At 39.8% G+C, this 17,755-nt stretch carries 11 protein-coding genes; 1 reads left to right on the top strand and 10 read right to left on the bottom strand.

Annotated elements, in window-relative coordinates; all coding sequences use genetic code 11:
* Position 1: 1 nt before the first annotated feature.
* Both DSM02_RS04035 and DSM02_RS04040 read right to left on the bottom strand, forming a co-directional pair.
* The gene (locus DSM02_RS04035) at positions 2-3,562 is read right to left on the bottom strand and encodes a SusC/RagA family TonB-linked outer membrane protein (protein ID WP_240673978.1); all 3,561 of its coding nucleotides are present in this window, start codon (positions 3,560-3,562) and stop codon (positions 2-4) included.
* Positions 3,563-3,668: 106 nt separating this feature from the next.
* Positions 3,669-4,790, bottom strand: a complete 1,122-nt coding sequence (locus DSM02_RS04040; protein WP_128764461.1) for a FecR family protein — start codon at positions 4,788-4,790, stop codon at positions 3,669-3,671.
* 101 nt (positions 4,791-4,891) lie between these two features.
* Between DSM02_RS04040 and DSM02_RS04045 the strand changes: the two genes are divergently transcribed.
* Positions 4,892-5,458, top strand: coding sequence for an RNA polymerase sigma factor (locus tag DSM02_RS04045; RefSeq protein ID WP_128764462.1), 567 nt, complete (start codon positions 4,892-4,894; stop codon positions 5,456-5,458).
* 95 nt (positions 5,459-5,553) lie between these two features.
* On the opposite strand, the gene DSM02_RS04050 is transcribed toward DSM02_RS04045, so the two are convergent.
* The 8 genes from DSM02_RS04050 to DSM02_RS04085 form a co-directional block, all read right to left on the bottom strand.
* Complete coding sequence (locus tag DSM02_RS04050) at positions 5,554-7,518, bottom strand: protein-disulfide reductase DsbD family protein (protein WP_128764463.1); 1,965 nt, start codon at positions 7,516-7,518, stop codon at positions 5,554-5,556.
* A 4-nt stretch (positions 7,519-7,522) separates the two neighbouring features.
* Positions 7,523-7,969: a protein-disulfide reductase DsbD domain-containing protein gene (locus tag DSM02_RS04055; protein ID WP_128764464.1), complete on the bottom strand. Its 447-nt coding sequence runs from the start codon at positions 7,967-7,969 to the stop codon at positions 7,523-7,525.
* Between the two features lie 185 nt (positions 7,970-8,154).
* Complete coding sequence (locus DSM02_RS04060; protein ID WP_128764465.1) at positions 8,155-8,613, bottom strand: hypothetical protein; 459 nt, start codon at positions 8,611-8,613, stop codon at positions 8,155-8,157.
* An 83-nt stretch (positions 8,614-8,696) separates the two neighbouring features.
* A complete protein-coding gene (locus DSM02_RS04065; protein ID WP_128764466.1) occupies positions 8,697-10,112 on the bottom strand; it encodes a TlpA family protein disulfide reductase in 1,416 nt (471 codons plus the stop codon).
* 90 nt (positions 10,113-10,202) lie between these two features.
* Entirely contained in the window at positions 10,203-11,480 is a 1,278-nt protein-coding gene (locus tag DSM02_RS04070; protein WP_128764467.1) for a TlpA family protein disulfide reductase, read from the bottom strand.
* 7 nt (positions 11,481-11,487) lie between these two features.
* A complete protein-coding gene (locus tag DSM02_RS04075) occupies positions 11,488-12,576 on the bottom strand; it encodes a TlpA disulfide reductase family protein (protein WP_164918228.1) in 1,089 nt (362 codons plus the stop codon).
* Between the two features lie 17 nt (positions 12,577-12,593).
* Positions 12,594-14,045 (bottom strand): RagB/SusD family nutrient uptake outer membrane protein, encoded by a 1,452-nt coding sequence (locus tag DSM02_RS04080; RefSeq protein WP_128764469.1) that lies wholly within the window; start codon positions 14,043-14,045, stop codon positions 12,594-12,596.
* Positions 14,046-14,067: 22 nt separating this feature from the next.
* Positions 14,068-17,634, bottom strand: coding sequence for a SusC/RagA family TonB-linked outer membrane protein (locus tag DSM02_RS04085; RefSeq protein ID WP_164918229.1), 3,567 nt, complete (start codon positions 17,632-17,634; stop codon positions 14,068-14,070).
* Positions 17,635-17,755: the final 121 nt, after the last annotated feature.

Genomic DNA, 17,755 nt, shown 5'->3' on the forward strand with positions numbered 1-17,755 from the left:
ATTAAAAATTAAGGTTTACGCCTACTGAATACATCGCAGTGGGTGGTATACGTATAAGGTTACCACTGGTAAACGGCAAGAAATCCGGGTCTATATCATCGTCATTTGCTCTCCAGATTAAACCTAAATTACGAGCAGTAAGCGATAGAGAGGCATTACGTAAAAAGGTGTTAGCAACCAAGTCAGAGAAATCATAACTTAGCGAAATTTCACGCAGGCGTATATGGTCTCCATCTATAATTCTATCGCTGCTATACAGGTAACGGCTTAGACTAAATCCGCCAAGACCCTGTGCTCCGGGAACATTAGTATTCTCCTCATCACCAGGGGCTCTCCAGCGGTCTGCAATATCGCTGTTCAAATCGTATGCCTCAAAAGATCCGTATCGTGAGACATAATTACCAAAACTGGGTTTGAATAAAACATAGTCCAGTTTATAGGTAGCCAACGCATAAAGTGACAACTTCTTATAGGTGAATGTCGTGGCAAAACTTCCGTAATATTGGGGCGTTCTCGTGCCCATATACTGCATATCGTCAATTTCAGTTAAAGGGGTGAAGGCATCAACGATTTCTTCATTACGGTCATATACAATGGTAGAGCCATTCTCATCCAGACCTGCAGACCTAAAAGCAAAAATGCTGTTAAGTGGGTAGTTAACAATTGGTGGTGTACTTCCTGTACCATTAAGGAAGCTAGAATAATTTTCATAACGCGAATCTGTTACCTCATTTTTATTATACGATAAAACAAAGGTTGAATTGATGCTGAAATCAGGAGTTCTTAACCACTCGCCGTTTAGGTTAATATCTACCCCTTCTCCGCGTAAGGTTGCCGTGTTCCGGGTTAAGGTATTATTAGGTAATCCATAAAATTCAGAAACCGGAAAGTCCTGAATCAGGTCATCACTATTTTTAATATAATATTCAACGCTTCCGTTGAGTCTGTTGTCAAACAAACCAAAATCGAGACCAAAGTTGAGCACGCCTGTTTTTTCCCAACGTAAGGCAGGGTTCGCAGGTGCTGCAATAAACGCATAGGGTAGCCTTGATAAATTATAGTCTGTACCGGCAATAGAAATGTTTGTGAAAGGAAACGTGGTAAGGCTGATGTTTCCGTTAAAACCATAGGTAGCTCTAAAACTCAGGTTATTAATAGTCTCCACGTCTTTTAAGAATTCCTCACGGCTAATATTCCATTTTAAACCGGTAGACCATAAAGGCGTGCGTCTATAGCTTTTGTCTACTCCAAAATTGTTGTAATCATCTAAGCGTACACTCCCTGATACCACATATTTGGTATCAAAGGTATATGCAGCATTTGCATAATAGGATAAAAAGCGACGGCGTTGATTGGTCGCTGTTTGATTATAGCTAATGTTATTATTGAAGCCGTAAACACTGGTATACGTCGTAGATGGCAAATCTATAGCCCGCTGGGTACGCTCATTATAACCAAAAAGATCCCCGCCTGATACTTCAGTGCGTATTTGACGTAATTCTATACCTGCTATTGCATCTATCGCGTGCTTGCCAAAAGTCTTATTGTAATTAAGTTGGCCACGCATGGTTTGACTACCTTCAGTATAATCGTTTTTCTGATAGATTGCTCCCAGAGGAATACCTCGCGTTAGCTGCTGAGTAGTAGGATCAAGATAAGTAGCCATATTGATTCGGTCTCGGGTGTAATAGGTGTTTTCACCATAAATATTATCTTGCTTTGTATTGGAACGCTCAATAAAATAAGTCCCCATGGCTGATAAGCCATCAAAAAGAGGCAGGGTTACACTAATATTAGCAGAATAATTCTGCTCCTTGATGCCCTTATTAGAATTGGCTAATTCATCCAGGTAGTTATAGGTCCAGGGTAAATAACCCGCCTCCTCAAAATTTTGTATATCTGCACTGTAAAAAGCTCGGGAATAATCTACCGAATTTCCGGCTTCATCTACTATCTGATCATAAGGTAAAAACGTAGTTCTTGATGCTGATAATGGACTTACGCCTAAGCCATTTTGATTATAGTCAAAAAACGACCCCTTTAGACTGGTTGATACTTTAGCAAAATCGAATAACTCAAAATTCTGATTAGCCGTTAACGTAAGACGTTTACCGCCTACCCCTTTACTTTGCGTTTCTTCTTTAGCATAAGAAGCCGAAGTGAAATACGTATACTTCTCCTGTCCTCCGCTTATTGAAAGGTTATAATTCGTTGAAGAAGCAGCCTGAAGCAGGTTGTCTTCAATCTGACTGTAATTGTTACGCCCACGTAATACCGAGAGTTTATCTGCAAGCTCGGCATCGCTGAGTGTACCACGCTGGTTTTGTAGTAAAAGTTCAACTCCTGCACTTACCGGCACTGAACTGAATAAACTTCCTGCAGCCAGTGGATCAAAAATGATATTCTTGTCAACAAACTCCTGCTCAAGATCCAGCACCTGATCTGAATTCATCAAAGGCAGACTGGAGAGTGAAGGCTTACTGGAGAAGGTATAGTTTTGAGAAAAACTAATACGTGTAGCTCCCTCTTTACCCTTTTTAGTGTCAATTACAATTACCCCGTTAGCAGCCCGCGCACCATAAATAGAGGCCGAAGCCGCATCTTTTAAGAAGGTGATTTTTTCGATATCATTAGAATTCAGGTTTTTGATATCCAGTTCTGATGGAACCCCGTCAATAACTAAAAGTGGTTTATCATTGCCCTGATAGGTGGACTGCCCACGAATTCTATATTTGTAACTGGTATTTCCTTCCGTTTCACCTACAAGGTTGCTGTATACAAACGTATTATCAGACTCGAGAATGTCTATCTGTAAACCGGCAACTCTTCCCTCTAGTTGATGCATCACATTATTTACAGGAACTTTTTCTAATTCTTCAGCGTTAATTACTGAAAATGAACCTGTGGCGCGTTCTTTTTGAATATTCTGGTAACCGGTAGATAAAACCGTTACTTCGCTCAGACTGTTTACATCTTCCTGCAAGGTTATATTGATAGCGTTCTCATCACCTACACGTTTTTCCTCCTGTTTAAAACCCAGGAAATTGAACACTAAAGTATCACCTATTGCAGCCTGTATCCGGTATTTACCTGCGTCATCGGTAACTGTACCTCCGCGAGTACTTTTACGCCACACTGTTACTCCCATTAAAGGATACCCGTAAGGATCATTTACAATACCGTAAATCTCATTTTGTTCTAAAGAACCGTAATCTGTATTCGATTGTTGATCTGCTCCGGGTACGGGTTTAGCTTTTAGAATAATTTGTTTTTTCTTGATGATGTAATCCACCGGTAAATCAACGAAAAGCTGTTTGAGCACATCATCAATAGCTGCACTGGTTGTCTGTACAGACACTGTCCATTCATCCTGAAGCAAATCTTCACGATAAAAAAATTTGTAATCGCTCTGCTTTTTGATTTGATCAATCACCGTAGCGACGTTGACTCCTTCGAGATTGATACTTAATTTTTGGGCACTACCCTTAATTGCAAAAACCTGCAAGGCACAAAACAAGGTTAAAATGACCGAAGCCTTCATCTTTAAATGCTTTATTTTCATAATTTTGAAAACTGTTAATTGTTGTAGGAAATAATTAATTGTGAGTTAGAGAGGGTGTTGGCGCATCCTCTTTTTTTTGTGAGTTAGTTTTTTAATTCATAAGTACTTATTTAATGGTTATTATGTTGTTTTTGTAGGAATATTCAAAAAAGTCTATTGCTGTAAAAGCATCCAGCACATCGTTTACATTTTCAGTCTTGAGATCAAAATCCCCGTTAAAGCGGGTTGTTGCAAGCGAGGGATTGTTATTGATTATTTTCACACCATAACTGCGTTCTATTTTTTCCACAATGGTTTCAAAGGGTTCATCAATAAATAAAAGTCTATTTTCAATCCATGCGGTATTATTTGACACCAATACTTCAGTGACTTCAATCTGGTCTGCATTTGCCTTCCAGATACCTGCTTCACCCGGTACAAGTTTAGCCTCCTGATTACCTTGCACGAGTTTTACGGATCCTTCTGCCAGGGTTGTGGTGATCTCCTGGGCCCCGTCATAAGCGTTTACATTAAAACGGGTACCCAAAACTTCTACCTGCAATTCTTCAGCATTAACCCGGAAGGGATGCTGTGCGTCTTTAGCAACCTCAAAAAAGCCTTCTCCGGTGAGGTAAACTTCACGGGGTCCGGTTTCAGGGAAATTTGCAGGGAAACGCAGGGTACTTTCTGAATTGAGATAAACCCGACTACCATCTGCCAGCAAGAGGTTAAGGCGTTTTCCTCTGGGGACATTTAGCGTATTATAAGTAGTATCATGAGTGTTTGAAGCCGTAAAATCAAGTTCGCCCTGCTTTTGAACTCCCAGGGTATTACCCGATTCATCGGTTAGTGTAACTTGTAGACTTTCGTCGAGTGTGATGGTTTCTCCATTTTCGTAGGTAAAGGTAATTTTGCCCGGGTTGTAGACAGCTTCTTCCTGATTGGTAAAATAGAAATAACCCAAAGCCGTGGTAAAAATGCCCAAGACTAATATAGCCGCATATTTAAATAGTGTGGCTGGGATCATTCTTCGGGAAGAAGATTTTACAGGGCGAAGTAGTTTATCAAAATCTGGTGATCTTTCATCTTTACGGCTGTAGGCTGTTAACAAATAATCCTGCTCAACAGCATTTTTAAAATAATACGTATTTCGTTTGCTGCTTTTCACCCATTGCTCCAACAGCATTAACTCCTCATCACTAATGCAACGATTCTGGAATTTCTGTATTAAATCATCAATGTTTTCCATGGTTTTCAATCATAAATCACCCTAGTGACGAAAAAAAACCTAATATCCCTTAAAAAAAAGTTGATTTTTTTTTAACCTTTACTTCATAATGCATAATCCCTATGAATAACGAAGCATTAAACGATTTGCTTAAGAAAGGTGATGAGCATTCCTTTGCCCAAATTTTTGAGGCATTATACCAACCTCTGGTATCCTATTTAATGCAATATGTTGATAAAGCGGCAGACGCCGAAGACATTGCTCAAAATACCTTCATAAAACTCTGGGAGAAAAAAGATCGGTTGCATCTCAACACATCAGTTAAAAGTTACATTTATAGCGCTGCTTATAATCAGTTTATAGACAGCTATAGAAAACAAAAGAAGCAGCAAACCTATCTTGATCAGCTAAAAAATGAAACATTGGTGAACTTAATGGAAGACCCTGACGATCTTCTCGAGCGCAAGCTGCAACTCATAACAAAAGCTGTTGACTCGCTTCCTGAACGGTGTAGGATCATTTTTATTATGCATAAAAAACAAGGGTATTCACATAAGGAAATTTCTAAACAACTGGAAATCTCAACAAAAACCATAGAGGCTCAGTTGCGCATTGCCTATACCCGACTGCGGGAAGAACTTAAAAACAGACCGGATTTATATTTAACACTGATTTTCAGGAAAAATTGAGAACGCATTTACTAAGAGTGTCTTATCACCTATAAAAGAAAGAAAACCAAAACACCACATTTAAGTTCTCAATCAATCCAAATTCAGAGTTCTACTCAATTATAGCTTTTAATTCCTTCCTTCAACCAGTTTAGATACGACTCCGCATCAGGATCATAAGCTGTGGGATCGTTTAAATTCTCACCTTGATTATTGATCAATACATAATACGGCTGAGCATTGGCCTTATAATGTTTAATTTGAAAATCGCTCCACATATTCCCTATGGTCGTGATTTTCTTTCCGGTGGTTTCAGAAACATATTGCTCTGCTTCAGGAAGCTCTTTTTTATCGTCAACATAAAGTGATATCAACACCAGCTCATCCCGCAGCACTTGCTGAACCTGAGGTTCTGGCCATACCCGTTCTTCCATCTTGCGGCAGTTTACACAAGCATAACCTGTGAAATCGAGCATCACTGGCTTATTTACCTTTTTGGCATAGGCCATCCCGGCTTCATAATCTTTAAACGTAATCAGATCTAAAGGCCCCAATTCTGCTTGATCAGGAAGCTCTATAGAAGTGCCCGCAACCCCTTTGCTATTCCCTACACCGTAAGGAGACTCGCTATACTGCGTGGGTGGTGGGAAACCACTAATCCATTGCAGGGGCGCTCCCCACAGACCCGGAATCATATACACCACAAAGGCTAATACAAAAAGGCCCAAGCCGAGCCTTCCTACCGAGATATGCGGTAAAGGACTATCGTGCGGTAACGTAATCTTTCCGAAGAGATAAAACGCCAAAACTCCAAAAATGGCAATCCAGATCGCTAAGAATGTCTCGCGTTCTAATAGGTGTAATTGCAGCACCAAATCGGCATTGCTTAAAAATTTAAAGGCAAAGGCAAGCTCCAAAAAGCCTAAAACCACTTTGACCGTATTGAGCCAGCCACCAGACTTAGGTAACGAGTTTAACCAACCGGGAAAAGCGGCAAACAAGGCAAAGGGTAACGCAATCGCCAGCGAAAAGCCCAACATCCCCACAATTGGGGCTATCCCGCCCTTTGAAGCAGATTCTACCAGCAGAGTGCCCACAATGGGACCAGTGCACGAAAACGAAACAATGGCCAGAGCAAGCGCCATAAAAAAGATGCCGATAAGGCCACCGCGGTCTGCCTGTGAATCAATTTTGGTAGCCCACGAACTGGGAAGCACCAGTTCAAAAGCGCCCAGAAAGGAACAAGCAAAAAAGACTAACAGCGCAAAAAAGACCAAATTAAAGACCACATTAGTAGAGAGCGCATTGAGCGAATCGGCACCAAAGATCGCAGTCACCACAGAACCCAGCACCACATAAATCACGATGATAAAAAGTCCGTAGAGCAACGCATTTTTAATTCCGCTGGCACGGGTTTTACTCTGTTTTGTAAAAAAGCTTACCGTCATAGGTATCATCGGGAAGACGCAAGGCGTGAGCAAAGCTGCAAAACCACCTAAGAAACTTAAAAAGAAAATAGTGAGTAACCCGCGGGATTCTGAGGCTGAAGATTCAGCTTCAGGCGATATTGAATTCACCGCTGTAACAGAACCAGTGGAAGTTTCTGCAGTAGTCTTTTCGGTAAAATTGAAGGTTAATTCTTCTTCTTCAGGAGGTAAGCAGCGCGTATCATCGCAAACCATATACTCTACAAAAGCCTGAATGCGCTCCACTTCCTCAATAACTTCAATCTTTTGCTTAAAAATTGCACTGTTTTCGAAATACTTGATTTCCATTTCAAAAACGGGATCTTGTATCACCTTCCCTTCCTCCTCTTTCGTATTTCCTACAATCCTAAAGTCTCCGTTGCTGTCGTCATACATAAAGCTTGTAGCTACGGGTCCCCCATCTGGAACTTGCTGTGAGTATAAGTGCCAGCCTACATCAAGAGTCGCTTTGGATATGAGTAAATATTCGGTATCTGAAATCTTCTCTGTTTCGGTTGTCCATTTAATGGGATCTACAACCTGCGCTTCAATTTCAGACGAAAAAGAAAGTATAATTAATAGGAAAGGAAAAATAAACCTTACTGTATTATGCATGGTTTTAGTTTATGTTGAAAGTTAAATCTTTAGTGGTTGGAGGTAGGCAGCGACTGTCGTCACATACCATAAAGGTCACACTGCCTTTGATTTCAAAAGGTTTTGTATTGCGTAGCTTTATACGTTGCATAAATACTGCCCTATCTGCGAAATAGGTGATCTTCATTTCAAAAATAGGATCGTTAACCGTATGGCCTTTTTCTTCGGTTGTATTCCCTTTTTTTAAATAATTTGAGTTTCCTTCAAACGAAAAACTGGTTGCCACAGGTCCTCCTTCGGGTACAGTCTGGGAATACAGGTGCCAGCCTTTCTCAATTTTAGCGGTAGCAATTAAATCGTATTCTGAATCTGTTACTTTTTCAACCGAAGTTTCCCAGGTAACCGGTTCAAAAATTTGTGCCTGTACGTAACCGGTTATAACAAATAGCAACAAGAAGATTTTGGTTTTCATCGTATTATAGATTTATAATTAGTATTAAACATTAGGGCCACCCTGGAGCAGCCCTGATAAGTTGCTCTACCTTACTAAATGGCTAGTTCAAAAAACAGACTAAGTGCAATTTTGACTTTCATAGTTGTTCGCTTTGATTGCGTGAGCATTTTAACTGGGGATTGAGCTTCCCAAACATCCCCCTGTTATTTAGGTGTGCTTTTACTGTTGAGATTAACCGTAAACTTTTTAGTTGAGGGGAGCAAGCACATTTGGTTTGTACATGCCATAAACCTGATCGTTGCGTTTAAGCGCGTCTCTTTATCTGCATTTAATTTTACAACCTGGGCAAAAGTCACCCCTTTAGAATAGTAAGGAAGGGGCTTATTTCCCTTTTGCTCTTTACCTTTCTCTTCCAAGGCTCCTATTAACTCCAGATTGGGATTTTCTTCAAACGTGAAGTTTGTGGGCATTCCCATACCTCCTTTGGCTCCTTTTTGAGGATAAATGTGATAGGTTGCATCAATCTCAGCGGTAAAGAGAACCTTATAGGTTAATTCATCAATACGCTCACTGCTTACTTCCCACTTAACAGGATACTTACTCTGAGAAAAACCATTTATAGCCAAAACGTTAAGTAGGAATAAAAAAATAATCCGTTTCATATATGCTGTTTCAAAAATTTTTCCCTTATCCCTTACGGGGTATGCAAGAAAAAAATCGTGTTAATAACTGTTTGTAATTAGGGTTAAAAGCCTTTTCGGGCTATTTCAACCATTTGCGCAAGTTCTTCTGCTGCAGCCTCCATATCTCCTTCAAAACCTTCTAATTCAAAACGTATTATTCCTTCAGGATCAATGACAAATTTTGCAGGAATTCCGGTTACCTCAAATGCTGTTACCGCCGGGGGAAGTTGGGTTTCAGGATCTATGGCATCTATATACAAATCAAAATCATAGCCTCGTTTATCGAGAAATTTTTTAGAATGGGACAAAGGATCTTTAACATTCTCCCAGGTATCGATAAACAGGAATTCAACTTCCGGATCATTGGCATAACGGTTAGCGGCTAACTGCATTGCAGGGAATGAAGCCACGCAGGGACCGCACCAGGTTGCCCAAAAATCAAGAACTATCGTCTTACCTTTAAAATCTTCAAGAGTCACTTTTTTACCGTTAACATCGGTTACCGAGAAGGCCGGTGCCTGTTTACTGACGCTAAACGCTGTTACATTGGATCTGACCTTCTCGATAAACTTTTGGTTTAAGGAATCTATATAGGCTTCAACATCTTTATCAGGATATAATTTTGCATACCCCAATCTCACCTGATCCAAATATCTTTGCTCATTCTTACCCGCTTCAATCATTTCAGCCAGTACAGGAAGGCTTTTCTCGTAATTCCCTTTTAAACTTGCAGACAGATACGCATAGATTTCCACAAGTTCGCGGTTCTCACTAATATCCTCCAGATTTTCATAGGCTTCCTGAATGTATTTAAACGACTTTTGATCATACCCGGTTTTAAAAAGCAATTTGCCATACATCTTTAGGTACTCGTTATAAATAGCCTCGGCCTGATTACTCTTCTTTATCTGGGCCTTGAGCTTTTTAGCGTGATCCAGATTTTGCGTTGCCAGTTTTAAAGCCTTCTCCTGATCTATTGGAATAAACAATTCCAGATTAGAAATCAGTGCTCCTATCCTATATACAGGGTCTTCAATTGCATTGATGTAATCCATCATTTTTTGAGCATCGGGAACTTCGGCAAAGGTCATAGCGACCAGATTTTTTTCAAAATCAAGGTTTGCCTCGGGATATTCCTGCTGTATTTTGAAAAAATGCTCCTCGACTTCCTGCGCACTTTCAAGATTTCGGAAAGACATCATTCGTGCAAAACGCGCTTCCTGAGATTGCGGATACTTCTTATTTATCAGTTTGATGATTTGGTCACTTTTTTCATCATCAGTTCCATAAAACTGAAGCAGTTCAAACAATTGGATTGCACTACCGTTCTCCAGGATACTTTTGATCTTTTCCTCGCGTTTTTCTGCATGGGTCTCATTCTTTAAAAACGCAAGAATTGATTCCTGATCATCCTGAGCAAATGCACAGGCATTCATGCTGATTAAAAGGACCAGCAATATTCTTTTGAGTCGTATCATCTATTTATTAGATTTTCTAAAAGTTCACACCGGCCTTTTCCGATTGCTCTTCACAGCTATTTCGGCTAAAGGATGTTGCGAACACTAGTATTAATTAGAAGCGTGTTCCTTGATGATTTCGATCATGGCTTTTACTTTATAATATTCCCCATCCGTAGAGCCCGCGTAGGCTATATTATAAAAGCGAATAGTGCCTTGTGGATCAAATACAATTTTAGTAGGTGTCGCGACTACATTATAGGCTACGTTTTCTTCGTCATGGAGTACGTCAAGGTCAATACCTTTTTTACGTACAAAACTTTTCACATCTTCCTGAAGTTCAAAAAGATTGATGACATAAAGTTGAAAGGGTTCATCTTTATAATCTTCCACAACTTTTTCAAATGCGGTAAAGCAAGCCACACAAGGAGTACACATAGTCGTCCAGAAATCAATCAACAGGATTTCGCCTTTATGATCTGCCAGATTCACCGGATTCCCGTTCAAATCGGGTATTGAAATATCATAAACATTCTTATCAGCAGAAAAGATGGTTAATTGTTCACCAGAACCATTAGGTGCATTTATTTTGCCCTCGTAAGGAATTTTAACATCTGTGAGGTAGGTTTTTTTAATCTTATCATAATAGTGTTGATACGCCTCTTCCCTAAGCTCATTTAGCAAGTCTTCACAACCTACATCGGTACCTTTTAATTCTTTATAAACGTGAGCAAAGGTCTCTCTAAGCTTCGGTTTTGATTCTCCGGTTCTTACAGCCTTGACCAGCGTATCCATCGCTCTTTGAGTTTCCCCGGCTGCAGCTAATACAATTGCACAGCGATCGTAAAAGCTCGCTTTTGAATCCTTAAAATATTTAGAATCCCTAAACTCAGAAACGATTTCTGAGGACTTTTTTAAATTTTTCTTGGCCAGTGCAACATTACCCAGTTTAGCATTGGCCATTGCGTTAAGTTCCAGAAGCACCTGTAATCTTCCATCTGCAATCACGTCGATTTCATCACGACTCTCAATCTTATCAATAACTTCTTGAGATACCTCAGCAATAACCGGCATATTTTTATCTTCGTCTTCCAAATGCTCTAAGGCATAAACCAGGTTTATCAAAGCAATTGCAGAAAAATCAGGATTTGAACGGGTGTAAAATTTATACTTATCGGTATTGCCATGGTCCAGATTTGCTATGGCTAAAGCAGTCAGATACGTGTCGTAGTCAGCATCTGGATTTGCCTGTCGCATTTCTTCATAATACGCTTCCTGATCTTTAACATGTTCTAAGGCGTTAAATTCGGCATATGAATATTCTGGGTTCGTTTCGTTCTGCGCCAGTACACTACCGGATATGAAAAGACCTATTATTAAATTTTTCATAGTGTGCTTATTTAGTTTTTTTTGATATTAAATCATTCAGTTTATCGTGCAAGGCTTTGCCCCTAAGACCTCTTCCCACAATAAATCCCTCCGGATTTATAAGGAAATTATCGGGAATAGCTTCCACCCCGTAAGCTTTAGCCGCCTCATTATCGCTGCCTTTTAAATCGCTTATATGTTTCCAGGGTAGCTGATCTTCGTGTACGGCTTTAAGCCAGGCTTCCTTATCGGTATCTATAGAGACTGCGAGAATGTCAAAATTGCTATCCTCATAGTTTTGATAAGCAGCTAAAACATTAGGGTTTTCTGCTCTGCAGGGAGCACACCAACTTGCCCAAAAATCTAAAAGCACGTATTTACCCCTATAGGATTCAAGTGCAATGGGGTTGCCTTCAGGATCATTCATCGTAAAAACGGGTGCTTTCAGTTCTCCTGTCAGATAGGTTTTGGCTTTGTCCAAAGCAGGCTTCCACGCCAAAACCTTCGCAGAATTTTTCATCCGCTCACTTAGAGCATCATACATAGTAGCAACCAGATCGTATTGAATAGGACCCTGGGTAACAATATCCATCAAATCAATGCTTACATAACGGTCCGGGTACCGGTCTACAAATTCTCCAACCAGATTTTGAAAAGCTTCTAGGGTGACACCTCCTTTAGATTCTGCCAGTGATTTACTCATTTCCTCCCACTTTAGCCAGGCTTGCTGTTCTTCTCCTCCACCTTCATACGAAGCCATACCTTTTTCATTAAACGTAATGTTTAGGGTACCATCCAGATAAAACAAAGCTACGTTGGCCATACCGGCAAAATCATTATCTTCTCGTTCTTGTTCTTCTTTTTCAATCAGATTGAGTTCTGCAAGCTGGGGCCGGGCAATGTTTCCTTCAAAACTGAATTTACCATCCACCACTACTGTGGTATCTGCATCATAAGGCCCACCCTCTTCATCAGAGGGATAAGACATTATGGCCATTTCAAAATTTTTATCTGCTGGCACTTGTCCTGATATGGAATAATCCCATTTCTGAATATCCTTTTCCTTACAACTCGCTAACATGCTTAAAGCCAGAAGTATTGCAAAATATCTTTTCATAGTCATTGAATATATAATTAAGGATTCTCAGTTAAATTGGGGTTTTGCGATAAAACAAGATCCCCAAATCGCAGTACAAAGCGGTCAGGAGTCAACTCATAGGTTTCCAGTACTTCCCCTTCTTCATTATAAAGTTTGTGGGTATAGCTCACTAAATCACTATAATCGGGATCTACTGATAAGCGTCTCATATCAAACCATCTGTATCCCGTTAGCGCCAATTCGCGCATGCGTTCTTCAAAAATGAATGTTACGAGCTTATCCTTATCTGTGGCGATCGCTGAAGGGACCTCAGTATCTTCCACAGGCATCCTGTTTGCTCTAAAAATTTCTAATTTAGAAACCGAATCTTCTAAAAATCCTAATCGCGCGGTTGCTTCAATATTCAACAAATAGATATCCGGGAGGAAAATCCCAAATTCCTGGAAGAGTGGCCCCATCTTTCGCAACATACCTTTAGGATAAAAGGGTTCAAAACCAAAGAATTCTGCATCTGAGTAAAAGTTCAACCTTAAATCAGAAGGGTTGAAAAGGGCGGCTGTTTCTGGATTGATAACAAACTCATTTTGAACAAACGACCATGAATTTACAAAGCCCTTATCATAGAGCACTTCCTTATTCAAGTTTCTATTGACCGTAGCCGGACCAAAAAATGGACTGGCAGGTGTGAACACCCCGCCGTCAAGAAACTCCTCGTTATAATCATAAATCCCTAACTCAACCTGCGTATTAGCGGTATAATCTAATGCCAGATCTAAATGCACCAACGCCTCGTCAAACCGGTGTTGAAATATAAGTACTTTACCATATAAAGCTTCGGCCGTAGCCGCAGATACCCGATTTCTATCTTTTACAGTTCTGGGAAGAAAAGGAAGTGCCATTTCAATATCATCGATGATAAAATCATAGACTTCCTGTACTGTATTTCGGGTAAAGTCAGTAGAACTAATATCTGAATATTCAATAATGGGAAACCCCAAATCTGAAGAAGCAGTCGCTGCATCATAAGGCTTTCCATAATAATTGATGAGAATAAAATAACTTAATGCCCGGCCTACACGCGCTTCTGCTTCAAGTTGCGCTCTTAACTCATCGGTACCGTCAACGGTAGCGCCTACTTCATTAATAATTTTATTATACGAATATAATGAGGTCATTGAGGTTTGTAATTCCTGCGGTGTTTGATCTGAATTATATATTTCTGCCTCCCATTTGAAGAGTCTGCGTGCACGTAGCTCTATAGTTGAATAAAAAGGTTCTACGGCCGCAACTTCATCTCCCATTGGTACCGTTACATTTGAAGCTTCCCTTAATAAGGGGTCGTCAAGTAATAAATCATAATCATATACAGATTCTGCGATTAAGCTTCCTTTAGGAGTGACTTCGAGAAAATCGTCATCACAAGAAACCGTCAAAGAGCCAATTATTACAAAAGAGATTATTCCTGAATAAATAGTTTTAAAATTCATGAGTATATCTTATTAAAATCGATTAAAGAGAAAAGTGAAGACCAAGCGCAACGCTCCCTTGGTTGGTTCTTAGAGCCCGTACGCCACGACTTAAGGAGCTGAACTGAAACTCCGGATCAATATCATACTTGTTGGCAGTCCATAACAATACGTTTGAAACGGAAAACCTTAAAGTCAGGTCTTTGACATTAATCTTTTGAAGAAACTCCTTAGGAAGCCTATAGGATAAGGTGATGTCTCTGAGTTTTATGTAGGAAGCATCTAAGACATTTTGATTCCCTTTTATGTAATAGTCAATGTCTCTGGTATCTCCCGAAAGGGCTCCTGTAGGGTCGTAGTATGGAATATTGGTCACAAGCTCATCACCAGGTTCTTTCCATCTATTAGCAAAATCTGTAAAAGGTACACTCTCCAGCAATCCTGAGAAATTGGTAGTCACATCTCTGCGCATAACGTGGCCAAGGTTGTAGATTGCATTGATACTTAGGTTAAAGCCTTTATAGCTGAATGTATTTGATAGGCCTCCACTCCACACCGGTTGTGCAGTACCCATAAATAAAATGTCATCTGCGCTAGTGATGTTAGGTTCTTTGGTGATGGTACCATCCTGTAGTTGTACTAACGGATCTCCCTCAGCATCAAGCCCCTTATAGTCGTAGGCAAAAACCGCAAATGCAGGGAAACCTTTTAAATAAGCCAAATCTACCTTTTGATCGCCTGTAGTGACTTCTCCAGGTAACTCAAGAGCTGTAATTTTATTCTTATTATACGCCATCGTAAATAGCGTAGTCCAACTGAAGTTTTGGGTCTCTATATTCTTAGTATTCAGAGTAAGCTCAACCCCTTTATTTTCTAAAGAACCAAAATTTCCAATGGCCGAAGTAAAGCCTGAAAAAATATTGAGTGGCAACTGACCTAAAAGGTCGTCTGTCATCTTTCTATAGACATCTACAGAAGCATTAATACGATCGTAAATACCAAAATCAATTCCCAGGTTTAAAGTGCTAGTCCTTTCCCATGTTAATTTGGGATTACCGGGTGTACTAATGGTCAAGGGAATGCGATTACTTAATACCGTATATTCAGTCTGTGGCCTTAGGATATCATAAGTTGATGAGACTCCGGGGGTTGGCGCGTTTCCGGTAATACCATAGGTAGCTCTCAAATCCAGAAAATTTAGATTTTTAAAACCAGACAAAAAGTTTTCTCTACCAACAGCCCATTTGGTACCAACACTCCAACTGGGCTTATTTTGAGCAGACTTATCAAGACCAAATAAATTACTCTTATCCCGTCTCCAACTTCCATTAAAAGTATACTTTTTATCTAAAGTATATCCTGCATTAGTATAATAGGAAGTAAAACGGGTCAGGATTTCAGATTGAACAAAATAATCATCTGTCAACGTACTGATCGTTCCGAAATTAGGCATTACCGGATTCTCCAAACCTTCGTTTTCCAGAAATGCATAATCTATTGGTAGAGAAGTCTGTAACAAGGGATTATACCCTCTAACTACAGTGCTTGATGATTCGGTTAACTGTTCCTGCGCTTCTTGCCCTAATAGAATGCTAAGTTGATGTTTACCCTCGCTCCAACTGTTATCATAAGACAGCTGGTTACGTATGGTAAAATTTCTATTTGAGGTATGACCTTCTGTGTATCTTCCTCCTGTGTCTGGCAAAAAATACTGCGGTATATCATCTGGTGTGTCTGCAACTGTAAACTGCGCTAATTCACTCCGTACGATATAACTTTCAGGATTGATGTAATTGGTGCTTTTTCGCGCTCCCTGAATATAGCTATAGGTTCCTAAAAAATTTAAATTTTCAAAAATTCCTATATCCACCCCACCGATAAACCTTCCATTGAAAACATCAGAATTAAGATCTGCGTAATCCCGTTCATCCAGCGGATTATAATTGAGATTAACCTTTGATCTGGCTTCAAAATCTGCCCTTACATCATCTGTAAGCAAACCCATATAGGGTATTGAGATATGCTCCCCGTTTTCATTTTGAAATAATTGATAGGGAAAAAATCCATAATCGATATCCAGATTATTCTTGGTTAAAGCTTTAGATTTTATAAAATCGGTAATTAAAAAAGCACTAATTCGGTCATTAAACCTGTAGTCCTGTCTAATATTTAATTTAAACTGTTTATCTGAATCTCCCGGTCTGCTGTTTTTAGTATCTGTATAAGCCAATGAGGAATAGATAGAATGTTTTACGCCTCCTGCAGAAAGGGTTAAGGTATGGTTTGACTGTATGGCCTGCCTATACCAGATATCGCGTATTTGTCTCCTGTTGCTCAAACTGCTTAAACTATCTAAGCGGGCATTGGCCACCTCACTTGATATTTCGCCCATGTATTCTGCGTATAGTGTTCTTAAGTGCGGAGGGATGCCCGAACCTCCGAAGGTATATGCATTTAATTGTTCAAAGGGATAAGATACCGGATCAAAAACCTCTCTCGCCGCTTGAATAAAATCGGCACTATTCATATAAGGCTGATAATCTAATTCCGGGCGTCCCTGAATATTGGTGAAGGCGTCGTAATTGATCGTCAATTTTCTGTTATTACTAGCCTTTTTAGTAGTTACCACAATAACCCCATTTGCAGCTCTCGCTCCCCATATAGAAGCCGCAGTGGCATCTTTTAAAACCGTAATATCCTCTACGTCCTGCGGATTAATGAATGAAATATTATTGGTGGGGATACCGTCTACCACAAATAATGGGCTTCTATTTGTACCGGGGTTAAGGGCTGTATCACCGTCATAATCTGATGCAGAGACGTTATTTGCCCCAAATGTCCCTATGCTGGTTAGACCTCTTATAAGGTAAGGATTTGAAGCCGCACCGGGCGAATTATTTATAGTCAATCCTGCCACCAGACCATCTATTCGCTGTAGAATATTCATGGAATACGTTCTGTCTTTTGCGATACTCATATCCGGTTTTGAGAATGAACCTGCGCTGCGTTCCTTAGCTATTTTTTGATATCCTGTAGACACTACTTCGACTGCATCCAACTCTGTAACATCATTTTCTAGAACGACATCAACTATAAGCCTGTCCCCCACCAGTACCTCTTTATCTTTAAAACCAAGCGAATTGAATATCAAAACATTATTGGTAGATGTTATTGCGATCTTGTAGTACCCGTCAAAATCGGTCGCTACTCCTTTGGTAGTACCTTTTACTCGAATATAGACGTAAGGTATTGGAGTTCCACTAGCATCGGTAACCGTACCTGACACACTAATTTGATTTACCGATTTGCTTCTTTCAATAATTATGGTATCTCCCTCTGATAACACCACGTTGAATTGAGATTCAGGAATGCTCTGTGCTATGAGTTTATCTACTTTGATTAAACCTTTAAGCAGTTTTACTTTTGGTAAATCTGAAAATAATCCTTCCGGATACAGGAAATTATACTTGGTCTGTTCTGTAATCAACTGAAAGACCTCGTCAACTGTAATTTCACCCAATGATTCAACATTTACTTGAGCCTGAGCATAACTAATGTCTGTATTAAATCCTAAAGCCGTTGTAAAAAATAAAAGTAAGAATGCCCTCATGACCGTCAATAAGAATTGTTTTCTGACCCTGGAAACTAGTTCAGGGTTACAGACATTGAACAATTTAATTTTCATAAATTTGAAATGTATTGGTTAGTATTTGCTTTAACTGATCAAATTA

The organism is Leeuwenhoekiella polynyae, assembly GCF_004104075.1.
Taxonomy (GTDB): Bacteria; Bacteroidota; Bacteroidia; order Flavobacteriales; family Flavobacteriaceae; genus Leeuwenhoekiella; species Leeuwenhoekiella polynyae.